Annotated in this window: 17 protein-coding genes; 6 read left to right on the top strand and 11 right to left on the bottom strand. The window is 69.6% G+C overall.

Annotation, left to right across the window (positions count from 1 at the left end; all coding sequences use genetic code 11):
- Window positions 1–46 precede the first annotated feature (46 nt).
- The gene (locus SLUN_RS04560; RefSeq protein WP_108147266.1) at window positions 47–889 is read left to right on the top strand and encodes a P-loop NTPase family protein; all 843 of its coding nucleotides are present in this window, start codon (window positions 47–49) and stop codon (window positions 887–889) included.
- A gap of 16 nt (window positions 890–905) precedes the next feature.
- On the opposite strand, the gene SLUN_RS04555 is transcribed toward SLUN_RS04560, so the two are convergent.
- Window positions 906–1,547: a TetR/AcrR family transcriptional regulator gene (locus SLUN_RS04555; protein WP_108147265.1), complete on the bottom strand. Its 642-nt coding sequence runs from the start codon at window positions 1,545–1,547 to the stop codon at window positions 906–908.
- A gap of 106 nt (window positions 1,548–1,653) precedes the next feature.
- Complete coding sequence (locus tag SLUN_RS04550) at window positions 1,654–3,711, bottom strand: galactose-binding domain-containing protein (protein ID WP_108154528.1); 2,058 nt, start codon at window positions 3,709–3,711, stop codon at window positions 1,654–1,656.
- A 295-nt stretch (window positions 3,712–4,006) separates the two neighbouring features.
- On the opposite strand from SLUN_RS04550, the gene SLUN_RS04545 reads away from it, so the two are divergent.
- Both SLUN_RS04545 and SLUN_RS04540 read left to right on the top strand, forming a co-directional pair.
- Window positions 4,007–5,683, top strand: a complete 1,677-nt coding sequence (locus SLUN_RS04545) for a LuxR family transcriptional regulator (RefSeq protein ID WP_257153664.1) — start codon at window positions 4,007–4,009, stop codon at window positions 5,681–5,683.
- A 152-nt stretch (window positions 5,684–5,835) separates the two neighbouring features.
- On the top strand, window positions 5,836–7,221 hold the full coding sequence (locus SLUN_RS04540) for an FAD-binding oxidoreductase (RefSeq protein WP_108154526.1): 1,386 nt from the start codon (window positions 5,836–5,838) through the stop codon (window positions 7,219–7,221).
- A gap of 41 nt (window positions 7,222–7,262) precedes the next feature.
- On the opposite strand, the gene SLUN_RS04535 is transcribed toward SLUN_RS04540, so the two are convergent.
- Window positions 7,263–8,219: a DUF3048 domain-containing protein gene (locus SLUN_RS04535; protein ID WP_108147264.1), complete on the bottom strand. Its 957-nt coding sequence runs from the start codon at window positions 8,217–8,219 to the stop codon at window positions 7,263–7,265.
- A gap of 213 nt (window positions 8,220–8,432) precedes the next feature.
- Here SLUN_RS04535 and SLUN_RS04530 point away from each other — a divergent pair, with 213 nt between their 5' ends.
- Window positions 8,433–9,869, top strand: a complete 1,437-nt coding sequence (locus SLUN_RS04530) for an amidase (RefSeq protein WP_108147263.1) — start codon at window positions 8,433–8,435, stop codon at window positions 9,867–9,869.
- A gap of 39 nt (window positions 9,870–9,908) precedes the next feature.
- On the opposite strand, the gene SLUN_RS04525 is transcribed toward SLUN_RS04530, so the two are convergent.
- Window positions 9,909–10,832: a glutamate ABC transporter substrate-binding protein gene (locus tag SLUN_RS04525; protein ID WP_108147262.1), complete on the bottom strand. Its 924-nt coding sequence runs from the start codon at window positions 10,830–10,832 to the stop codon at window positions 9,909–9,911.
- Window positions 10,833–11,452: 620 nt separating this feature from the next.
- On the opposite strand from SLUN_RS04525, the gene SLUN_RS04520 reads away from it, so the two are divergent.
- Window positions 11,453–11,806, top strand: a complete 354-nt coding sequence (locus SLUN_RS04520; protein WP_108147261.1) for a cupin domain-containing protein — start codon at window positions 11,453–11,455, stop codon at window positions 11,804–11,806.
- Between the two features lie 15 nt (window positions 11,807–11,821).
- Here SLUN_RS04520 and SLUN_RS04515 read toward each other — a convergent pair whose 3' ends face one another.
- From SLUN_RS04515 to SLUN_RS04495, 5 genes are all read right to left on the bottom strand, one after another.
- The gene (locus tag SLUN_RS04515; protein WP_108147260.1) at window positions 11,822–12,850 is read right to left on the bottom strand and encodes an ABC transporter permease; all 1,029 of its coding nucleotides are present in this window, start codon (window positions 12,848–12,850) and stop codon (window positions 11,822–11,824) included.
- Window positions 12,847–13,809, bottom strand: coding sequence for an ABC transporter permease (locus SLUN_RS04510; protein WP_108147259.1), 963 nt, complete (start codon window positions 13,807–13,809; stop codon window positions 12,847–12,849). The genes SLUN_RS04515 and SLUN_RS04510 overlap by 4 nt, the downstream gene beginning before the upstream one ends.
- On the bottom strand, window positions 13,802–15,328 hold the full coding sequence (locus SLUN_RS04505; RefSeq protein ID WP_108147258.1) for a sugar ABC transporter ATP-binding protein: 1,527 nt from the start codon (window positions 15,326–15,328) through the stop codon (window positions 13,802–13,804). Before SLUN_RS04505 ends, SLUN_RS04510 begins: the two co-directional genes overlap by 8 nt.
- 2 nt (window positions 15,329–15,330) lie before the next feature.
- On the bottom strand, window positions 15,331–16,428 hold the full coding sequence (locus tag SLUN_RS04500; RefSeq protein WP_108147257.1) for an ABC transporter substrate-binding protein: 1,098 nt from the start codon (window positions 16,426–16,428) through the stop codon (window positions 15,331–15,333).
- Window positions 16,429–16,574: 146 nt separating this feature from the next.
- Window positions 16,575–17,600 (bottom strand): LacI family DNA-binding transcriptional regulator, encoded by a 1,026-nt coding sequence (locus SLUN_RS04495; protein ID WP_108147256.1) that lies wholly within the window; start codon window positions 17,598–17,600, stop codon window positions 16,575–16,577.
- 147 nt (window positions 17,601–17,747) lie between these two features.
- On the opposite strand from SLUN_RS04495, the gene SLUN_RS04490 reads away from it, so the two are divergent.
- Entirely contained in the window at window positions 17,748–20,387 is a 2,640-nt protein-coding gene (locus SLUN_RS04490; RefSeq protein WP_108147255.1) for a PA14 domain-containing protein, read from the top strand.
- A 61-nt stretch (window positions 20,388–20,448) separates the two neighbouring features.
- Here SLUN_RS04490 and SLUN_RS04485 read toward each other — a convergent pair whose 3' ends face one another.
- Both SLUN_RS04485 and SLUN_RS04480 read right to left on the bottom strand, forming a co-directional pair.
- Window positions 20,449–21,600: a S1 family peptidase gene (locus SLUN_RS04485; RefSeq protein ID WP_179955286.1), complete on the bottom strand. Its 1,152-nt coding sequence runs from the start codon at window positions 21,598–21,600 to the stop codon at window positions 20,449–20,451.
- A gap of 266 nt (window positions 21,601–21,866) precedes the next feature.
- Window positions 21,867–22,184, bottom strand: coding sequence for a hypothetical protein (locus SLUN_RS04480; RefSeq protein ID WP_108147253.1), 318 nt, complete (start codon window positions 22,182–22,184; stop codon window positions 21,867–21,869).
- Window positions 22,185–22,245: the final 61 nt, after the last annotated feature.

Here is a 22,245-nt window from a genome sequence, read left to right as displayed (position 1 = left end):
GTACAGACCGCATCGGCGGTCTGTACACGTTTCCTGTGGAGCACTCATGAACATCTGGCTCCCATTCCGGCTCGTCGCCGCAACGGCCGTGACCGGCCTGATGCTCACCGCCTGCGGGAGTTCTGGCGAGCCGCCGACCGCGTCGGGATCGCCGTCCGCCGCACCGCGAACCTCCTCACCGTCCCAGTCGCCCGCGACGCCCGTCCCGTCGGCCACGGCGGCGACGACACCGCCGGGCACCCGAGCGCCGACCACTCCCGCACCCGGCGGCAGCGCGCCCGTGCTCGGCTCCGGAAGTCTCCAGCCGTTGTGGCCGTTCGCCACGCTCGCCGAGGCCCAGGCGTGGCAGCGTGACTATCGCTCCGGCGGACACCAGCCCTGGCATCTCGACCCGGACCGGACCGCACTGTCCTTCACCCAGGGCTACCTGGGCTTCCGGGACATCGGCCGGATCTCCTCGCGCAGCGTCAGCGGTGCGCACGCTCGCATCGGCGTCGCACTGAGCGGGCCCGAAGGCGGCACCGCGGCGATTGTCCACCTCGTGCGGTACGGCACCGGCCCGGACGCCCCGTGGGAGGTCGTCGGCACCGACGACACGACGTTCTCCCTGACCGTGCCCGGATACGGGTCGATCGTGCGCTCCCCGTTGGTGACCGGCGGGCGGATCACCGGCGTGGACGAGGGCATCCGCCTCCAGGTGCGTCAGCCGTCGTCCGGGGCGCTGCTGGGCTCCTCGTGCTGCTCCTCGGCGGGCGGCAACGACCAGCCCTGGAAACAGTCGGTGTCCTTCTCCGGCGCCCGCGACCCGGTGCTCACGGTCGTCGCATCCACCGGCGGTCACATCGCCGAGGTCGAACGCTTCACCGTCACGGCGGTGCGCACCGGCTGACCGGCTCACTTCCCATTCAGATGGAGCGCGGTGGTGAAACGGCCCCGGGGGCGGCCGGTCGGATTTCGTCGCGGACGAGGTTGACGACCTGGTCGGCGATCGTGTCGAGGATGTCCGCCGCGGCTGTGTCATCACCGAGAACGAGGAAGTTCAGGGTCAGTCCGTCGGTCATGACGGCCAGGTAGCGGGCCAGCACGGGCACGGGTACGCGGAGTTCGAACTCCATGCTGTGACGGAGCTGTTCGATGAGTTCGCTGTAGGTGTCCGAGTACAGCTCGTACTGCCGTCGTGCGAGATGCGCGAAGCCCGGCTGGCGCAGGGCGTACTGCGTGAGTTCGTACGTGAGCATGTGCTCGCCGGGGTTCGCGGACACATGGTCCCAGTAGGCCTGGAAGCCGGCCCGGATGGTTTCCCGAAGGGTTGCTTTCGGCCGGATCGCCTCCTGCACCACCGTGACGGAGTGATCGGTGATCGTCGTGATGACGGACTCGAGCAGGGCCTGCTTGGAGTCGAAGCAGTAGTGGAAGACGCTCAGTGAGACGCCTGCCTCGGCGGCGATGGACCGGGTCGTCGTCCTGGAGACACCGTCGCGGGTCATCGCGCGGATCGCTGCTTCGGTCAGCTGTCGGCGCCGCTCGGCCGACGGCATCCGTGCCATGTGGTTCCCTTCGGTCGTGTACAGCGGCGACGCGCGCGGCCGGGGCGGGCCGGATCAGGAGAGCTGATCCGGCCCGCCCCGGCCCTTGGGCACTCCATCCGTGGCGTCAGCTGCTGTAGACACCGACTTCGTTGAGGGAATAGCCCCATGTGGTGCCTCGCTGCAGCCCGTGGACGCGTACGTAGCGGGCTGAGGTTCCGGTGAACTGAGCCGTGTCCAGGCCGCCGTCACCGGTCGTGGTGGACCATACGGACTGCCAGTTCGTGCCGTCGGTTGAGAGCTCGATGCGATACGCCTTCCCATGGGCGCGCTCCCAGTTGAGGGTGACCCGTTTGATCAGGCTGGGTGCCCCGAGGTCGATCCGGAGCCACTGGTCGTCGCTCCAGTCGCTCGCCCAGCGCGTGCCCGCGTTGCCGTCCACGGCCCTGTCGGGTGCGTAACTCGTGAACAGGCTCCACTCCGAGGAGCTGGCCGAGGCGGACGAGCCCGCGGCGAGGTTCACCCCCGCCTTGTGGTTCTCGGACGCGCCCCAGGTGTCGAGGTAGGACTCGGCGCCCCGGAAGAGGTCGTCAACGACACCCTTGCCGCCGACGATCCGGATGTCCTCCAGCCAGTCCGGGACCAGACCGTAGTGCGCGGCGCCGTCGGTGTTGATGTCCCAGGTGCGCTCGCCGGTGGTCTGCCTGTCGATGACGGCGCTGCCGTCGGCGCTGCGGAAGGGGTACCTCACCGGGTTCGGGGTGTCCGCGCCGCGGGGGCCCGGCCAGCCGCCGACGCCGTTCATGTCGGTGCCGTAGCCATAGCCGACGTTGTACTTGTCGCGCAGCGCGTCCGTGCGCTTCGCCTCCGCGCTGAACCCCTCGGCGCCGTGCATGTACTGGGCGACGAAGCCGCCGAGACGGTAGACCCGCTCGGTCCAGTTGAGGTCCATCCAGCTGTGCGAGGAGATCACACCGGGGTACGACTCGGACTCGAAGATGTCGAACGCCCGGCCCGCGGCCTTGACGCTCATATGGTCGATCTCCAGCATCATCTTGCGTTGCATCATGCCGCGCACGGCGTACTCGCCGAGTTCGGTGAGCCCGCGGGTGTTGCACTGCGCGTCCGCTGCGTACGACGGGACCTCCACGCCCTGCGGAAGTTCCTTCTCCGCATTGGGCGCCGACGCGATGCCGATGGGGTTGTCGTGCTGCGGGCCGGTGCACTTCTCCGTCTTCCAGAAGGTGCCGGTCGACAGGAACTGGCCGACGTTGATGGCCGTGCCGAGCGTGCCCTCGTCGAATCGCACCCCGCACAGGGCGTTGTCGAACTTGTGGCACAGGAACATGCTGCGTACGCCCAGCTTGTGCAGCTCGTCCAGACCGCGGTCGATGTCGTCCTTGCCGCACTGCGCGATGTCCAGGATCTGCTTGCAGCCGAACGGCTCGGAGGTCTCGACCCCCAGAACGACGGCCAGCTTGCCCTGTTGGGCGACCTGGCGCGCCTGCGCGGAGTCGGTGACGATCCTGAACCAGCCCTTGCCCGGGCCGCCGTACATCTTGTCGATGAAGGCCTGCATGTCGTACGTCTTCTGCGCCTGCAGGCGGATGGAGGTCATCTCGTCGCAGCTGCGGTCCTTGAAGAAGTAGACCGAGCAGATCACGCCGTTGGTGACGAGGTCGTTGACGAGCACCCGCTGACCGCCGCGCCAGGCCCGTTCGACCCAGGCGTAGTAGTTCTGCTGGTGGGTCAGCGAGTCATGGGCCGGCCAGTCCTTGAACGTCGGCCATCCGTTGGGGTCGTGCTTGCCGTCGCCGCCCTTGGTGATGAAGTCGAAGATCGCGAGCGAGCCGTCGGGGTAGTGCTCGGGGCAGTCCTTGAGCGCGTCCGCGACACCCAGCTCGGAGAACGTCTTTCCGCAGATGAGCCGGCCGCCGAAGGCCTCGTTGGACATCAGGTGGTTGTGTGCGTCGACGAATCCCCGTACCTCCCCCTGGGAGTCGGTCCCCTTGAAGGGCTCGCCCGTGACATTGATCTGGGAGTCGGGCGCGGGCCGCGCGGCCGGGGTCCACCAGTCGGACTCGGCCGATGAACTGGGGACTGGGCCGAGGACCATGGCCACCACGGCGAGGAGCAACGACAGAACCGCGATGGGCCTTCGTTTGCGGTGCGAGTGTCGAGTCATGGTCATCACCCATGTCTTCGGTGAGCGGATGGTGCGGGTCGAGGAGCCGGGGCCGTGCGGGGCCGTGCCTGTCCCGGGTGGGTTGTCATGGCCCGCGCAAGCGGTGCGACGAGAATCGCGACTATCACACTCGGAGTCAATAGTCCGGGACGGTCGACCTGATGGGATCAACGCCTGGAAGTGCCGCGATCCCCCGAGGTGCTCAGCCCCCTCCGGTTGCTGCCGCCCCGTCGGGAGCTGCCCGCTCCTATCCTGGGGAGGGGGCCGGCTCGCGGAGAGCGAGAAGGGAGCCGCGGTGGCTGAGCAGATCACCGGCCGCGAACAGGCGAAGGTGCGGGCGAGGGACGCTGTCGCCCGCGAGGCATGGGCCGATGCCTACGCCGCCCTGCGCGACCTCGAGCCCGACCGCATGACCCCGGACGACTTCGCCGCACTCGCCGACGCCGCCTGGTGGACCGGCCGCGTCGAGGAATCGATCACAGCGCGGACGAAGGCCTACTCCGGCTACGGGGCGGCGGACGCCGCCCGGCAGGCCGGATTCTGCGCCTGGATGCTCTTCTACGAGTACCAGCTGGCGGGACGTACGGCCGCGGCCGCCGGCTGGCTGCGCCGGGCGCGTGAGCACCTCAGCAGCGAGCCCGAGTGCGTCGAGCACTGCTATCTCGCCTGGGTCGAGGCGGAGGAGGCACAGCAGCGTGGCGCGTACGACGAGGCCATGAGCTGTGCCCGTCGCATGGCCGGCATCGCGCGGCGCTGCGGCAGCCCGGATCTCCTCGCCATGAGCTCCCAGGCGCAGGCGAGCGTGCTGCTGGCCCAGGGGCGGATCGCAGGCGGGCTCGCCCTGCTCGACGACGCCATGTGCTCGGCCATGGCGGGCGAGCTCAGCTCGTTCTTCACCGGGTGGATCTACTGCCTTGGCCTCCAGCAGTGCATGGCCTCCGCCGACCTGCAGCGCGCCGTCGAGTGGACCGACGCGGCCATGACCTGGTGCGCGTCGATGCCCGAGGAGAACAACTTCCGGGGTCTGTGCCGGGTACACCGGGTGGAGGTGCTCGAGCTGTGCGGTGACTGGACCCGGGCAGCGGCCGAGGCCGCCCTGACCTGCGGGGAGCTGCTGCCCTACGAGAAGAGGACGGCCGCGGAGGCGTTCTACCTGACCGGAGGCATCCAGCGGCGTCGCGGCGAGCTGGCCGCGGCCGAGACTTCGTACGACCGAGCGCACGAGCTCGGCCGCGACCCGCAGCCGGGCCTCGCGCTGCTGCGTCTGGCCCAGGGCAAGGCCGACTCCTGTGCCGCCGCCCTGCGGCTCGCACTGGCGGGCAAGGACGGTGGCGATGGGCCCGACCGCCTCGGGCGCTGCCGACTGCTCGCGGCCCAGGTCGAGGTATCGCTCGCTCTCGGCCGGCTCGGCCAGGCACGTACGGCAGCGCACGAACTGGAGTCGGCCGCGCGCGAGTGGCAGCAGCGGCGCGAGTCCGAGAGCACGGTGCTGCATGCGATCGCGGCGGCGGCGGGCGGCGGAGTGGCATTCGCCGACCGTGACCTCGAGCGTGCGCTGCCCCTGCTGCGCCGGGCGCTGTCGCTGTGGCTGGAACTGGGAGTCCCGTACGAGGCGGCGCAGGTCCGTATGACCCTCGCCGCCGCCGACCGCGTCGCGGGGGACGACGAAGGCGCACGGCTGGAACTCCAAGCCGCGCAGGCGGTCTTCGAGCGGCTGGGCGCTGTGCCCGACGCGCGGCGGGCGGCGGCCCTGCTCAGCGCTGTGCACCATCGGCTCCCCGGCGACCTCACCGAGCGTGAGGTCCAAGTGCTGCGCCTCGTCGCCGCAGGCCGGACCAACCGGTCCATCGCCGCCGAGCTGGTGATCAGCGAGCACACCGTCGCCCGTCACCTCAACAACATCTTCGCGAAGCTCGATGTGTCATCGAGGGCCGCCGCTACGGCGTACGCGTACACACACGGCCTTGCGTGACCGGTGGGCGATCGGCGCATGGGCTGTTCTGCCCATGCCCCCTTCGACGGTATGGGCGGTTCCGGCGATGACGATCACCCCGCTCCATGCCTACAACTGTGCTGTACCCCTTCCCCGAAGGTCCCCCAGGACGCGGAAAGGCGGTGGCGGCCATGACCACCCCCACATCAGTCCTCGACGAGAAGCTGCTGGAGCGACTGCGGGGGGCCGTACGGGGCGACATCGTCCAGCCCGGCGACCCCGACTACGACGAGGCGCGCAAGGTCTACAACGCGATGCACGACAAGCGGCCGGCGATCGTCGTCCGGGCCGTCGACGTCGGCGACATCGTCGCCACCGTGGACTTCGCCCGCGAGCAGGATCTGCTGCTGGCGGTGCGCGGCGGCAGCCACAGCGTCACCGGCTACGGAACCTGCGACGGCGGCGTCGTACTCGACCTCGGTCGCATGCGCGGGATCCGGGTCGACCCGCAGGTGCGCACGGCCAGGGCGGAGGGCGGCTGCACCTGGGCGGATTTCAACCACGCCACCCACGCCTTCGGCCTGGCGACCACGGGCGGGATCGTGTCCACCACCGGCATCGGCGGGCTGACCACGGGAGGCGGTATGGGCTATCTGGCCCGCCGCTGCGGGCTGGCCTGCGACAACCTGATCTCGGCCGACCTGGTCACGGCCGACGGCTCCTTCGTGACCTGTTCCCAGAAGCAGAACGCCGACCTGCTGTGGGCCGTGCGTGGCGGGGGCGGGAACTTCGGGGTCGTCGCGTCCTTCGAGTACCGGCTGCAGCCCGTGTCCGACATCCTCGGCGGGCCGACGTTCTACCCGCTCGACGGCGATGTGATGCGCCGGTACCGCGAGCTGATCGCCGGGTCCGACGAGAAACTCGGCGCTCTGCTCGTCGTCGGGCTCGGCCCGCCGCTCCCGTTCCTGCCCGAGCGCTGGCACGGGCGGCCGGTCTGCGGAGTGGTCACGTGCTGGACCGGGCCCGAAACCGAGGACGACCGGGTCCGGGCCCGTCTCGCCGACCTCGGTCCGATCGTGGGACAGCACGTCGGGCGCATGCCCTACCCCGTGATCAACACCCTCTTCGACGACCTGGTGCCCGCCGGCCTCTTCCACTACTGGAAGGGCACCTTCAGCCAGAGCCTGCCGGAAGGAGCGATCGACGCGTACGTCGAGTACGGCGCCACGACACCCAGCCTTCAGAGCGTGACGGTGGTGTTCCCCATCGACGGGGCCTGCCACAGGGTGGGACCCGAGGAAACCGCATTCACCTACCGGGACGCCGACTTCGCGACCGCACTCAGCCCGAGCCTCCCCACCCGCGCCGACTGCGAGGCCAGCGCCGGCTGGGCGCGCGCCTTCGCCGCGGCGCTCGAACCCCACTCCATGGAGGGCGGCTACGTGAACTTCATGGACCACGACGACCAGGACCGGGTCCGGGCCAACTACCGCCAGAACTACGACCGCTTGACGGCGATCAAGCGGCGCTACGACCCTGGCAACCTGTTCCGCCTGAACCACAACATCGCGCCCTGACAAGCAGCCCGCGGGTGCCCGAAGCCTCGCCCGGCGAGGGGTCACCGTGGTGCGAACACGATCCAGAGCCCGCCGGGCGCGAACGTCATCGGCTTGCCGTCCGGGGTGGTGAAGGCGGTTGTGGACTCGGGCGTTCCGCGCGACCATTCGGCGTCGTACGCCCTGCCGTTGCGCAGGACGAGCGCGGTGCCGGAACCTACGGTCTCGGTGTACGGCGTCGTGTTCCCCGACCTGTCGCGGAAGAGCGACGGGCGCACGGTCACGTACTGCACGACGACCGTGGCCGTACCCAGGCGTGCCCCTTCGGCGGTACGGGCCGGGGCGCCGTCCATGTCCACCTGCCACTGCTGCCGGTCCGCCGACCAGGTGAAGGCGAAACGCGCCGAGGGATAACGGACCGTGTGGCCGGTGACAGGCCTGCCGCCGGCCGGCGCGGGACCGAAGCGGAGCCCGGCGGCCTCGGCGGCGTTCGCTCGGGCAGTGGTGTGCCGGGTGTTCCGGGGCCGCAGATAGAGATTGTGCGGCGCTGCCCGGTCGCCGCTGCGGAAGTAGGCCCCCGGCGCCTTCGAGGGCGGAAGATCATTCAGCGGCGCCGCTTCGATGGCCGGCCTGAGCTTGGCCTGCGCACCGGAGTAGGCGAGAGTCGGCCGGTCGAACTGCCGCAGCAGCTCCAGGTCGCTCTCACGGGCGCTGCGCACCGGGCCGACGACGGACGGGAGCCGGGAGGAGTAGACGGCGAGGATCCGGCTGAGACCGGCCTCCACCTGCTCCACGTAGACGATGTCCGCCTCCTGGAGGCCGGTCTGCGGCCGGGCGGGCCCGACGTTGTCGATCTTCACCGCGAGGACGGGAGCGCTCGCTACGGACTTCTCACTGGAGGGCACCCGTTTGTCCGGCGGGCCGGTGCCGTCTCCGCCGTGGCATCCCCACGCCATGATGACCAGCGCCGCTGCCACGAGTGAGGCTGCGGCCGGTCTCTTCGCTCTCGTTGTGGGCATGACTGCCGCCCCTTCGGGCCACCGTGCGGAACGCCGCGGCTCACCAGCGCCGCTGCGATGACCTCACATCAATTATCACGCCGACGATCAGCCGGCGGTTGCGTCACAGTCACCCGTACATGCCGGCCGCGATCTTCGGAGGCGAGATCGTTGTGACCGGCGCCCGCGCGGCATAGCGTTGATTGTGTCCCGACAATCGTGGCGGAGGCCTGTGTGAGCGATCCCCTGAGCACTACCGTTGTCCATGCCTTTGGCGACGACGTGCTCGGTGAGCACGACGCCGTGAGCCTGGCCGAGCTGATCCGCGCCGAAGAAGCCGACCCGGCCGAGGTGGCGCGGGCTGCAGTGGAGCGAGTGCGGAAGGTCGGCGGGGATCTCCACGCCGTGCAAGTCCCCGCGTACGACCGGGCCGTGGCCTCCGCCACCGGCGGTTCCGGGGTTTTCGCCGGGGTACCGACCTTCATCAAGGACAACATCGACTACCGCGGCCTGCCCACGGGCTTCGGCAGCGCCGCGTACGTGCCGCGGCCCGCGAGGCGGCACGCGCCGTTCGCCCGGCAGTTCCTGAGCACCGGCGTGACGGTGCTCGGCAAGACGCGGCTGCCGGAATTCGGTTTCAACGCCACCACCGAGTTCGAGAACGCGGCACCGGTGTGCAACCCCTGGCACACGGGGTACTCCGCGGGCGGCTCATCGGGCGGCAGCGCCGCGCTGGTGGCGGCCGGCGCCGTGCCGATCGCGCACGCCAACGACGGCGGCGGCTCGATCCGCATCCCCGCCGCCTGCTGCGGGCTGGTCGGACTCAAGGCCACCCGGGGCAGGCTGGTCGCCAACGAAGAAGGCCGCACGCTGCCCATCAACCTGGTCAGCGACGGGGTACTGAGCCGATCCGTACGGGATACCGCCGCGTTCTTCGCCGCCGCGGAGGAGTACTGGCGCAACCCGAAGCTGCCACCGCTCGGCCTGGTCGAGGGCCCGTCACAACGTCGTCTGCGTATCGGGCTGCTGCTCGATTCTCCGACCGGCGCCACCACGGACGCCGCCACCCGGGCCGCCGTGACGGACACCGCGGCCGCGCTGGAGAAGCTGGGCCACACCGTGGAGCCGGTGCGGATCACCTTGGACGGGCGCTTTGCTGAGGACTTCATCACCTACTGGGGCTTGCTGTCCTTTCTCGTGGGCGCCACCGGCAAGCGGCTGGACCGCCACTTCGACCGCCGCCGCATGGACGGTCTCAGCCAGGGCCTGCGCGCCCACTACCGGCGCCGGCTGGGCAGCACCCCCGCGGTGCTGCGCCGCCTGAGCCGCTCCCGCGAGGCGTACGCGGCGGCCTTCCGCGACCACGACCTCGTCCTCTCGCCGGTACTTGCGCACACCACGCCGCGACTGGGCCATCTCAGCCCCGATGTGCCGTACGAGACGCTGATCGAGCGGCTTACCTCCTACGTTGCCTTCACCCCGCTGAACAACGTGGTCGGCAGCCCCGCGATCTCCCTGCCTGCGAGCCTCGCGACCGAGGACGGCCTGCCCATCGGGGTGATGTTCTCCGGCCGGAACGGCGATGAACGCACGCTGCTGGAAATCGCGTTCGCGCTGGAGGCCGACCGGCCTTGGCGCCGCATCCAGGACAGGCGACCGCCGACGGTATGACGGCGAGTGGCGTGCGGGTGAGGCCGCAGAAAGCAGGTGTCAGTAGCTCTGGACCGCCGGCGCTCCGACGTACTTGGAGCCGGACAGACCGAGCGTCGCCTCGTACGCCATCTTGTGGTCGCCGTTCACGTCGTGCGCCTCGAGGGCGTTTGAAACCGCCACACGCAGCGCCTTGTCGTCCTTGTTCATGCCGACGCCGTAGGGCTCCTCGGTGAACGGCTGGCCGACGACCTTCAGCTTGTCCGGGCGCTGGGCGGCGTAGCCCATGAGAATGGCATCGTCGGTGGTGACGGCATCGACCTCGTCGTCGAGCAGCTTCTTAACGCACTCGAAGTACTTGGTCGTCTCGACGGTCGTGGTGTTGTAGTCGGGCTTCTTGATCTCGCGGAGCGCGGTCGAGCCCTTGACCGAGCAGACCGTCTTGCCCTGCAGCGAGTATGGCCCGCTGATCGTCCCGTCGTTCCTGCGGACCAGGAGGTCGGCGCCCGCCTTGTAGTACGGGCCGGCGAATCCCACCTGCTTCTTGCGCTCGTCGTTGATCGTGTACGTGCCGACGTACAGGTCGACCTCGCCCCGGGAGATGGTGGCCTCGCGGTTTCTGGTGTCGACCGTCTTGAACTCGATCTTGTCGGGCGAGAATCCGAGGTCGGCGGCGATCATCTTGGCGATCTCGATGTCGAAGCCGGACCGCTTGCCCGTCGTGTCCTCGAAGCCGAGGAACGGCTGGTCGTTCTTGGCGCCGATGACGAGCTTGCCGGCCTTCTGGGCCTTCTTCAGGGTCGGGGAGTCGATCTTGACGTCCTGGGCGACCTTGTAGGTGGGCAGCGTCGGCGGGATCACCCCGTCCGGGCTGCTGGTGGCCCCGTCACCGGCATCGTCGGAGGCTCCAGCACAGGCGGTTGCGGTGAGGGCGACAGTAAGCGCGGCGATCGCAGCGACTGCGGTGGACTTGCACGACTTCATGGTGAAACACCCTCTATCTTGTCCGCCTTGCGGACCTTGACCCGGCGCGGGGGAGCATTCGGCCGAAACCAGGCCGCTCCCGCAGCAGGGATGGAGTCCGCCGCCGAAATGTCCGCCATGGGCTCTCTGCTCCGTCGCCCCGCTGGGAGGACGGTAGGGCATGGTCGCCTCACCGTCATCAGATCTGAGCGGAACTTGAGGATCACGTTCCGGCTACGGCCGGACATCTCCGGCATGGGGCTGAGCCGGTGCGCGGTGCGGGACCGTTCGCCTGTGGTCCGGAGGGCTTCGGCGAACGCGGTCAGTGGCAGGCGGTGACAAGACCGCTAAGCGGTGTCGGGGAAGTCCGGGTGGGTGAAGGAGCGGGTCGAGGGCCGAGTCTGGCAAGGCGGAGGAAGGAGTCCACGCGGAGCGTCGGCGACTGACGACAACGCAGCCAGGCGACAGCCATCGGCCCGCGACGCCGCCCGGACTTCCCCGGGGCCGCTTCGGGCTGTCGATGACGTCGCCCACCGGCTTCTCGTCAGCCGCGGGACTCGTCACATCGTCCTCCCGCCGGGCCGGGAGGACGGCACTGTGTCTCTGCCCCACCCCACCGTGCATGGCATAGCGTCGCGGTCATGACCACGCACACCAGCTTTGCCGTACACATCCCCGGCGCCGACCTGGAGCCGGATCCCCTCGACGACGCCCAGATCGTGCGGGGCACCCCCGAGGTGTCGGGAAAGGTGCTCTGGGAGTCGCAGGACGGCAAGCAGATCCGGGGAATCTGGCAGATCACCCCTGGCGTGGTGACCGACACCGAGGGAGACGAACTCTTCGTCGTCGTCAGCGGCCGGGCCACCATCGCCGTCGAGGACGGCCCGACCTTCGACGTCGGTCCGGGCGATGCGTGCGTCCTGCGCGAGGGGGACCGGACCACCTGGACCGTCCATGAGACCCTGCGCAAGGCGTACCACATCACCCTGCCGTAGCGAGGTCCCGCGGCCCTACGGGGCCCTGCGCCGGCGCCCCAGCCACGTCTGAGCGACGACGACCACGGCCAGGAACGCACCGCTGACCACCTGTTGGTACGCGGAGTCCAGCGAGCCGATCTGGTTGATGACGTTCTGGATGACCTTCAGCAGCAGCACGCCGACGAGCGAGCCGCTGATGAAGCCGAAGCCGCCCGTGAGCAGCGTGCCGCCGATGACCACGGCGGAGATGGCCTCCAACTCCATGCCGTTGCCCAGGATGGTGACGCCGGAGACCAGCCACGCCGCGTTGAGCGCACCCGCAAGTCCCGCGCACAGTCCGGAGACCGTGTACACGGTGATCTTCGTACGGGCCACGGGGGCGCCCATGAGCGCCGCCGCGTCCTCATTGCCGCCGACCGCGTAGACGTACTGACCGAAGCGGCTGCGGCGCAGCACGACCGCGCCCAGCACGAAGAGCGCGGCCGTGATCCAGACGGGCACGCCGATGCCGAGCAGCTTGTCCTGCCCGAGGTGCGCGAAGAAGGACTTCTCATCGACCAGATAGGTGGTCGAGCCCTCGTCCGTGACGGACAGCAGGATGCCGCGGGCCAGCAGCATCGCAGCCAGCGTCACGATGAACGGCGCGAGCCGCGCACGCGCGATCAGCAGCCCGTTGACCAGCCCGATCAGACCGCACACGGCCAGCGGTAGCAGCAGGGCGACCAGCGTTCCGTACCGCGAGCCCCACGCGGCGAGCACACCGCCCAGCGCGAAGAGCGAGCCGACCGAGAGATCGATGCCGCCGGTGACGATGACGAAGGTCATGCCGAGGGCCACCACGGCGAGGAAGGCCGAGGAGACCGCCATGTTCTCCAGATTGTCGCCGGTCAGGAACGAGTCGAAGGTCAGCGAGGCGACGAGCACCATGACGATCAGGGCGACGAGCGCCCCGTGCTGCTGGCCGAGGGCGCTCAGGCGCTCCGCGCGGCTCGCGCCGAGCGGCTCCTCTTCAGCGGTCCGGGCGGTGTCCGTGGCGCGTACCGGGCTGTCCGTGTCGGTCATCGCTTCCCCCGTTCGCGTGCCGCGCAGACGGCGGCCACGATCACCACGGCCTGGGCGATCTGTGTCCAGGACGGCGGCAGATCGTGCTTGATGAGCGTGGCGGTGAGCAGCTGGATGAGGACGGCTCCCGCCACCGTGCCCCCGATGCGCACCCGTCCGCCGCTGAGAGGGGTGCCGCCGACCACCACGGCGGTGATCGCGGACAGTTCCATCAGCGTGCCGAGCGAGGTGGGGTCGCTCGCGCTCAGCCGCGCCGTGGCCAGTACGCCCGCGATCGCGGCAAGGGCGCCCGAGACGACGTACACAAGGATCAGCACCCTGCGTACCGGCAGACCCGCCAGCTGGGCCGCCGGGCGGCTGTCGCCGATCGCCAGCAGCTGCCTGCCGAAGGTGGTGCGGCGCACGGTGAAGGCGACGGCGAGCGCGAGCGCGGCGGCGATCAGGACCAGATGGGGGATGCCGAGGAGATCGCCGGAGCCGAGGGTGGCCATGCCCGGGTCGCGGACATCCTTGAGCTGGGGCAGCAGGACGAGTGCGAGTCCGCGCCCGGCGACCATCAACGCCAGGGTGGCGACGATGGGTTGTACGCCGATGAAGGCGATCAGAGAGCCGTTGGCCAGGCCGACGGCCATGCCGCCCAGGACGGCGACGATGATCGCGAGCCAGGGTCCGTACCCGAGATAGAGCGAGATCAGCGACGTGGACAGGGCCATCACCGAACCCACGGACAGATCGACGCCCTCGCTGCCGATGGCCAGCGCCATGCCGAGCGCCACGATCAGGACGGGCGCCACCTGCACGGCCTGGGTGCGGAAGTTCTCACCGGACACGAAGTGCGGGGTGAAGACGGTATTGACCAGGACGAGGACGGCGACGCCGAGGTAGACGCCGTACTCCTGCACGAGTCTCAGCAGCCGTTCCCGGTCGACGGGGGTGCGGCGCAGCGCCAGTTCAGTCATCGTCGCTCCCGCCGGCCGCCGCGATCGCCCGCATCAGCCGGTCCTCGGTGACCGCGTCGCCGGTCAGCTCCGCCACGACCGCCCCGTCCTTGAGCACCACCACACGGTCGGATCCCTCGATCAGCTCCTCAACGTCGGAGGAGATCATCAGCACGCCGAGACCGTCCTCGGCGAGTTCGTCGATGAGCTTCTGCACCTCGGCCTTGGCGCCGACGTCGATGCCGCGGGTCGGTTCGTCGAGGAGCAGCACCTTCGGCCGCATGGCCAGCCAGCGGGCGAGGAGCACCTTCTGCTGATTGCCGCCGGAGAGCTCACCGACCTTCTGCTGCGGGCTCGACGCCTTGATCCGCAGCCGCTTCACAAAGGTCTCCACGACCCGGTCGATGCGCGCCTCGTCCACCAGGCCGAAGCGCGAAAGGCCGGGCAGCACGGCCAGCGCGATGTTCTCCCGTACGGACAGGCCCGGCACGATGCCCTCAGCCTTGCGGTCCTCGGGCAGCAGGCTGATGCCCGCCCGGACGGCGGCGGGCGTCGACCCGGTACGGACCGGGGTGCCCGCCACGACGACCCGGCCGGAGTCGGGCCGCAGCGCACCGGCGATCGCCTTGGCGGTCTCGCTGCGGCCGGAGCCGAGGAGCCCGCCAAGGCCGACGACCTCGCCGGGGCGTACGTCGACGGAGACACCGTGCAGGGTGTGGCGCAGCGTCAACCTCTCGGCGCGCAGCACCGGTTCACCGCCCGCCGCGTGCTCGCCGGTGAACTTCGTCAGTCCCTGGCCGCGTACCTCTCCCATCTCCCGGCCCAGCATCAGCGAGACGAGACGCAGCCGGTCGAGCTCCGCGATCGGGCCGGCGCGCACCACCTTGCCGTCGCGCAGCACGGTGACGGTGTCGCACACCTCGTACAGCTCATCGAGCCGGTGACTGACGTAGACCACCGCGATGCCGCGCTCCCGGAGCATCCTGATCACTCCGAACAGGGTGCGTACCTCTCGGGGTTCGAGCGAAGAGGTGGGTTCGTCCATGACGACCACCCGCGCGTCGACGGACACGGCGCGGGCGAGCGAGACCATCTGCTGTGCCCCGACGCCCAGGGAGCGCAGCTGCCTGGTCACATCGACGCGTACGCCGAGAGAGCGCAGCGCCTCGGCCGCCTCGCGGTGCATCCGGCGGAAGTCGATGAGCCCGAAGCGGTTCCGGGGCTCGCGGCCCAGGAAGAGATTGCGGGCCACGCTCATCAGCGGGACGAGATTGACCTCCTGGTAGATGGTGGAGATCCCGGCGTGCTGGGCCTGGAGCGGGGTGGCGAACCTGACCCGACCGCCCTGGTACGTCATGTCGCCGCTGTCGGGCCGGTACACGCCGGTCAGCACCTTGATCAGGGTGGACTTTCCGGCGCCGTTCTCGCCGATGAGCGCGTGGACCTCGCCCGCGTGCGCGGCGAAGTCCACCCGGTCGAGCGCGAGTGCGCCGGGGAAGGCCTTGGAGAGCCCGGTGACGGACAGGACGGGCGACGGCATGGTCAGTACGCCTTGCCGATACCGGCCTTGGCATTCGCCTTGGTGTACGCGCTGTCCTGGATGACGATGTCCTGCGCCACCTTCTCGCCCTTGGTGAAGGTGTCGAGGGTCTGGAAGGCGAGCGGGCCGAAGCGCGGATTCGACTCGACGACGCCGCTGATCCAGCCGTCCACGATGCCCTGGACCGCATTGCGGGTGCCGTCGATCGTCACGATCTTCACGGCGCCTGCCTGTTTGCCCGCGCCCTTGAGGGCATTGACGGCGCCGAGACCCATCTCGTCGTTCTCGGCGTAGATCCCGGTGATCTGTGGCTTGGACTGGATGAGCTGCTCGGTGACCTGCTGGCCCTTCTCGCGGGCGAATTCGCCGGTCTGCTCGAAGACGACCTTGAGGCCCGGCGCCTTCTCCGTGATCCGGTCCTTGAAGCCCTTGGTGCGCTCGGTGGTGACATTGTTGCCGGGCGCGCCGAGCAGGATGGCGATCTCTCCCTTGCCGCCGGTCGCCTCGATCATCTGGTCGGCGGCGCGCTTGCCCTGCTCGATGAAGTCGGAGCCGATGAAGCTCACATAGTCCTTGCAGGCATCGGCGTTGATCTTGCGGTCGATGGTGATGATCGGAATGTGCCTGGCGCTCGCGGCACGCAGCACAGGGCCCCAGCCGTCGGAGTTGAGCGGGGCGATGACGAGCAGATCCGCGCCCCTGGCGATGAGGTCCTGGACATCGCTGATCTGCTTGGAGAACTGTGACTGGGCGTTGGCGGTCAGCAGCTTCAGGCCGCGCGCCCGAGCCTCGGCCTTGATGGAGGCGGTTTCGGCGATGCGGAAGGGGTTCGCCTCCTTCTCGGACTGCGAGAAGCCGATGGTGGCGCCCTTCAGATCCAGCTTCTTGCCGCCGAACTGCTCGACGGTGCAGGTCTTCCGGTCTCCCGCGGGCGGAGTGGCGACGACCTGCCCCGAGTCGCCGACGGCTCCCGTGTTCGTGTCCTTCGACCCCTCGTCCTCCGACTTCGCGCAGCCGGCGGCCAGTGCAAGGCTCGCGGCGAGGCCGATGGCGAGGAGGGTCCTTGTGGTGGTGCGGCGAAGAAGTGCGGTCGGCTTCATAGGAGTTCCCATCTCGGCACAGCCCCGGCGCACCTGGCGCTCACGGGAGGTTGGGCTCATACGGTCAACTCGGCGTTCCGGAGCACTTTTTACATCGTTGGAAGAAGCCTGTAAACCCTCCGCGCGACGGTTCTACGAAACCGCTCTCAACGGCGCCCCAGCGTGCTCTCCCGCTCCACCAGCCGGAAATCCGCGGTGAGTTCACGTCCACCACGCGCCTCGGCACCTCGCTTCGCCCCCTCCAGGCTGCCGATGACCGACTCCACCGCGAGCCGCGCGATCGACCGCTTGTCGGGCGAGACCGTGGTCAGGGTGACTGCCCCGAACCGCCCCTCCGCGATGTCGTCGAACCCGACCACGGCCACGTCCCAGGGCACGCGCAGGCCCCGCTCGTGCAGTACGCGCATCGCACCGATGGCGATGAGGTCGTTGAACGCGAAGACGGCGTCCGGCCGGATGCCCGCATCCAGCATCTCCGCCATGGCCAGCGCCCCGTCCCCGCGGTCCCAGCCGCCCACCGCGCCCACCATGCCGTCCGGCGCCGGCAGCCCCGCCGCGGTCAACTCCTCGCGCCACCCGCGCAGTCGCAGCTGGGCGGGCCGGTTCGCGGTGTCCGTACGAGCCCCGAGGAAGGCGATCCGGGTCCGTCCGAGGCCGAGCAGATGCCGCACCGCCGCCTGGGACGCCGCGACATTGTCGATCGCGATGTGGTCGTACGGCAGGTCGTACTCCCGCTCGCCCAGCAGCACGAGCGGCGCATCGTCCGTGCGGCTCTGCAGGTCCTCGGCCTCCAGCTCCAGCGGGCTGAGGATCAGGCCGTCGATGACCCGGGCCCGGAAGCCCTGGCTGACCAGGATCTCCTGCTCACGGCTGCCGCGGGTGTGGTCGAGCAGCACCGTGTAGTCGTGCTCGGCGGCCGCGTCGACGACGGCACCCGCCAGCTCCGCGAAGTAGGGGTTGCCGAGCTCGGGAACGGCCAGCGCGATGATCCCCGTACGCCCCTTGCGTAGATGGCGGGCCGTCAGATTGGGCCGGTAGCCCAGCTCGTCGATGGCCCGCTGCACCCGCGTCCGCATCGCCGGGGTGACGTGCTGATAGTTGTTCACCACGTTGGAGACGGTCTTGATGGAGACGCCCGCGCGCTCCGCGACGTCCTTGAGGCTGACCCTCACGGCAGTTCCCCTCCGGGGCAGGGCCCCTGGCCGGTCCGTTCATCCGTACACCGCGCCGTCGACCGGGTCATTTGTCATGACCCTGGACAGCATGCGGAAGCCGTGCTGTCATGCCAACTGCCGTTCCTTCCAACGTTGTACAGAATCATGCAACGAGCCGCCACCCTTCCTCATGAAGGAGGATCTGTGCGATTGAGAAGAAGACTGGCCTTACTCCTCGCTGCCCTTCTCGGCCTCGCGGGACTCGCCGCGATTCCCGCGGCATCGGCCGCCGACGACCCTGTCCAGCCACACGGACTCAAGGGCGAGTACTACACCCAGTCCGCCCCCGGAGCCTTCGACTTCGCCGAGCTCAAGGCCACCGGCTTCGACCCGGACATCGACTTCCGCAACCTCGAACCACGCCTCGCGGCCGCCACCGGACGGGCCGACGACGTCAGCGTCCGCTGGACCGGAAAGATCGTGCCGCAGACCACCGGCGCCCACACCTTCACGATCACCGGCGACAACGGATTCCGCCTCTGGATCGACGGAAAACTCGCCATCGACCACTGGGTCGACGACTGGGACAGGGAACAGACCTCCCAGCCCGTCGAGTTGACCGCGGACCACGCCTATGAGTTCAAGGTCGAGTACTTCGAGCACTACGGCGGATCCAGCCTCCACCTCAACTGGATCCGGCCCGGACAGGCAAAGCAAGCCGTCCCGCAGTCGGCTTTCCGCCTTCCCGACGGCTTCGAGTACGACGGAGCCATCGCCGCCACCGTCCTGGCGGACGGCCGCTCTCTGCACCTCGGCTTCGCCCAGAAGCTCGCCGCGCCTCCGGCCGGACTCACCGGCCACCTCGAAGCCGTCATCGGCGGCGCCAAGTGGCCGCTCCGGGCTGTCAAAGCCGACCCTGCCGACGCCCGCGGCCTCCTCGTCGAGCTCAAGGAGCCCGTCGTCGGCAACAAACGCGGCAACGCCACCGGCCCGGCCGACGTCCGCTACGACGGAGCGGGCGGGCTGACCGGCGAGAACGGCAAGGCCGTCGGCGCCTTCTGGAGCAGCGGCCCCAACCACTCCACGTACGAACTGCGCACCAGGTGGGCCGATGACATCACCCCGGGCAATGCCCACCGCGAGTACCCACGGCCCCAGCTGACCCGCGACGCCTGGCAGAACCTCAACGGCTCCTGGCAGTTCGCCGCTGCCGAGGCGGGGGAGCAGCCGCCGGTCGGCAGGACGCTCGGCGAGAGGATCCTCGTCCCGTACCCGGTGGAGTCCCAGCTCTCCGGCATCGAGAGGCACGAGGACCGCATGTGGTACCGGCGGACGTTCACCGTCCCCGCCGGCTGGAAGATCGGCGACGGCAGGCGCCTGCGGCTGAACTTCGGCGGTGTCGACTGGCAGTCCGAGGTGTACGTCAACGGCAGCAAGGTCACCGAACACAAGGGTGGCTACGACAAGTTCAGCGCCGACATCACCAGCGCACTCAAGCCCGGCCGCACCCAGGAGCTGATCGTCGGCGTCTACGACCCGACCGACGCGGCGGACGGCGAGAACCCGCCGATTGGCAAGCAGCGCCTCGACCCCAGCGGGATCTGGTACACCCCGTCCTCCGGTATCTGGCAGACCGTGTGGATGGAGCCGGTCGCGGCGGACCACGCGGACTCCCTCGAGCTCACCCCTGACATCACGGGCGAGAAGCTCGCCGTCGAGGTGCGCGGGGTGCGCGACGGAGTGCCCGTCACAGCCACCGCGTACGACGGAGGGCGCAAGGTCGGCACGGCCACCGGCCGCACCGGGGCGCCGCTGTCCGTCCCCGTCCCGGACCCGCATCTGTGGTCCGCGGACGACCCGCACCTGTACCAACTGAAGGTCACCGTCGGCTCCGACCGCGTCGGCAGCTACTTCGGAATGCGCTCCATCGCGGTCGAGAAGGTGAACGGCACTCCGCGCACCGTCCTCAACGGCAAGCCGGTCTTCCTGATGGCCACGCTCGACCAGGGCTTCTGGCCGGACGGCCTGCACACCGCACCGACCGACGAGGCCCTCGCGTACGACCTCAGGACGCACAAGCAGCTGGGCTTCAACTCGGTCCGCAAGCACATCAAGGTGGAGCCCGACCGCTGGTTCTACTGGGCGGACCGGCTGGGTCTGCTGGTCTGGCAGGACATGCCGTCGATGAACACCGTCAACCCGTCCGCCGCCTCCCGTGCCGAGTACGAGCACGAGATGAAGCGGATGATCGACCAGCACAGCAGTCACCCCTCGGTGGTCATGTGGGTCACGTTCAACGAGGGCTGGGGCCAGTACGACCAGGCGCGCATCGCCGACCAGGCCAAGGCCTGGGACCCGACCCGGCTGGTCAACAACATGAGCGGCCTCAACTGCTGCGGAGCGGTGGACGGCGGCAACGGGGACATCGCCGACGCACACGGCTACCCGAGTCCCCAACTCCCCGAGCCCGACGGCAGACGGGCGCTGGTCAGCGGTGAGTACGGCGGCCTCGGGCTCGCCGTGCCCGGTCATGCCTGGTCCGTGCAGATGAGTTACGTCGATGTCGACCCGGCGGGCTACACGGACGGCTACCTGGCCCGGCTGGGCGATGTGCGCCGGCTCATGTGCCGGGGAGGAAATGGCGCCGTCTACACCCAGATCTCCGATGTGGAGGGCGAGCTCAACGGTGTGATGACGTACGACCGCAAGGTGCTGAAGCTGGACGCGAAGCGGGTGAAGGCGGCACACGACGCGCTGATCCGCGACGCGTCGAACCCGGTGCCCACGGGGTGCCCCGCACCCTGAGTCGTCGCTCGTGCCGTGCCCGGTCCGCCCGCTTCGGTGCGGGCGGACCGGGCCGGTGCCGTCAGGTGGTGTGCAGGGTCAGTCCGTAACGCCAGAGGATCTCGTTGACGGGCTGGTACCACGTCTGGCCGCCGCCGCTGCAGTTGCCCCAGCCGCCGGAGGTCACGCCCTGCGCCTGGTCGCCGGATATGAACGAGCCCCCGGAGTCCCCGGGTTCGGCGCAGACGCTGGTCTTGGTCATCTGGTGCACCGAACCCTGTTGGTAGTTGACGGACTCGTTCTTCGCCAGCAGGGTGCCGCAGTGCCAGTGGGTGGTGGACCCGGAGCGGCAGATGGAGGCGCCGACGGGGGCCTCGGCCGAGCCGCGTACGAGCTGGTCGGGGACGGTGCCCCAGCCCAGCACCACCGGGACGGTCCACCAGCCGTGGCCGACGGAGACGTAGGCGTAGTCGTCGCCGGGGAACGACGAGCCCTGGAAGGTGCCCATGCCCGATCCGTCCCAGCCGCGTACGAAGTTGCCGGGCCGGCCGCAGTGCCCGGCCGTGACGAATCCGCCGTGGACCGAGAAGCCTATGGAGCAGCGGACGTTCCCGGTGTAGTAGGGGTCGCCGCCCACGGTCCCCGCGGAGAAGGTGGCCGGCGGCTCGGTCATGGTCGCCCTGATCCGCACGGAACCGGTCCGGCGGGCGCGGTCGACGAACGCACGGACGGCGGAGTCGTTCTTGAGGGACGCGACGACGTCGACCACGACCTGATTCGTTTGCGGGTCGACACGCCAGCTGCTCACACCGCGCGGTGCGCCCTTCGCTCCGGCCTGCCGGTCGATGCGCACCTTGACGGCGTCGAGCTCTTCGGCCGTGTGCTCTACGAGGCGGGTGGCCGCGCCGGTGGCCCGGACGGCCTCGGCGTTGCGGTCACCGGTGACGGCGACGGTCAGCCTGCCGCTGTCCGCGTCGAACCAGGACCCGCCGTAGGCGGAACCCGCCGCGCGCCGCGCCTTGTCCTGGAGGGCGGTCGCGGCCCGCTCCTGCGCCAGCCGTTCCCGCGCCTGCTGTTCGGTCAGGCCCAGATCCCGCTGAAGGGCTGTCAGCAGGCCGGGGGAGACCGGGGGGTTGGGGGTGGATGCGACGGCGGGTGCGAGGGAGGTCCCGCCCCACATGCCGAGGAGGAGAAGCGCGGACAGTCCGGTACGTAATCCGATCCTGTGTCTCACAGTGCTGAACCCTTCAGTTGTTCCGATGGAGTCGGGACGGAAGGCCATGGGCTGAGAGCGGTCTCAGAACGTGTGCGGAGTACCCGGCAGAGAGCGGCCGGGGTGATGAGAATGCAGGGAGCGGGTGCGGGTCGGAGGGCTGAGCCGCCGCCGTGGCACCCGCTGGAGCCGACGGTCTTCCAACGATGGAATTCCTGAGCGCATGGTTACAACAGCACTCCGGCGCAAGGTTGTCCAGACCTGCGGTGCAGCCCTGAGCCTCGGGCTCACCCGGCGTCCGGCCCGTAGAGGGTCTCGTAGGCGATGCGTGCGGTTTCGGACTGGCGGGTGTCCTGGGCTACCGCCCATTGGCGCGTTCCTCGGTCGACAGCGATGGTCGTCCACCCATGGCTGTCCTCATCGCTGAGATGGATCAACAGGGTGTGCTGGTCGTGCTCGACACGGAGCCGGTGACCCGGGTTCGACGCCTCGTGCAGGCCTCGCGAGACCTTGTCCGGGGTCGTGGCGTCGGCAACGAAGGACGTCCACCGGCTCCGGCCATGAGGACGGGCGGGCGGTTCGCCGGCAGCTGATTGACGGGTCACGGCAGTGTTCCTCTCGTGAACCCCCGCTTCGTGAACCCCCGCCCCGTGGAGCCATTGTCGC

Source organism: Streptomyces lunaelactis (genome assembly GCF_003054555.1).
Taxonomy (GTDB): Bacteria; Actinomycetota; Actinomycetes; order Streptomycetales; family Streptomycetaceae; genus Streptomyces; species Streptomyces lunaelactis.
This window is presented reverse-complemented; position numbering and strand designations above follow the sequence as displayed.

Bases quoted from the DNA above. Each gene is read 5' to 3' on its own strand.
- SLUN_RS04535 (WP_108147264.1), bottom strand. From the start codon at position 8,219: ATGCCCACAACGAGAGCGAAGAGACCGGCCGCAGCCTCACTCGTGGCA.
- SLUN_RS04555 (WP_108147265.1), bottom strand. From the start codon at position 1,547: ATGGCACGGATGCCGTCGGCCGAGCGGCGCCGACAGCTGACCGAAGCA.
- SLUN_RS04505 (WP_108147258.1), bottom strand. From the start codon at position 15,328: ATGCCGTCGCCCGTCCTGTCCGTCACCGGGCTCTCCAAGGCCTTCCCC.
- SLUN_RS04525 (WP_108147262.1), bottom strand. From the start codon at position 10,832: ATGAAGTCGTGCAAGTCCACCGCAGTCGCTGCGATCGCCGCGCTTACT.
- SLUN_RS04515 (WP_108147260.1), bottom strand. From the start codon at position 12,850: ATGACCGACACGGACAGCCCGGTACGCGCCACGGACACCGCCCGGACC.
- SLUN_RS04490 (WP_108147255.1), top strand. From the start codon at position 17,748: ATGCAACGAGCCGCCACCCTTCCTCATGAAGGAGGATCTGTGCGATTG.
- SLUN_RS04550 (WP_108154528.1), bottom strand. From the start codon at position 3,711: ATGACTCGACACTCGCACCGCAAACGAAGGCCCATCGCGGTTCTGTCG.
- SLUN_RS04500 (WP_108147257.1), bottom strand. From the start codon at position 16,428: ATGAAGCCGACCGCACTTCTTCGCCGCACCACCACAAGGACCCTCCTC.
- SLUN_RS04520 (WP_108147261.1), top strand. From the start codon at position 11,453: ATGACCACGCACACCAGCTTTGCCGTACACATCCCCGGCGCCGACCTG.
- SLUN_RS04560 (WP_108147266.1), top strand. From the start codon at position 47: ATGAACATCTGGCTCCCATTCCGGCTCGTCGCCGCAACGGCCGTGACC.
- SLUN_RS04540 (WP_108154526.1), top strand. From the start codon at position 5,836: ATGACCACCCCCACATCAGTCCTCGACGAGAAGCTGCTGGAGCGACTG.
- SLUN_RS04510 (WP_108147259.1), bottom strand. From the start codon at position 13,809: ATGACTGAACTGGCGCTGCGCCGCACCCCCGTCGACCGGGAACGGCTG.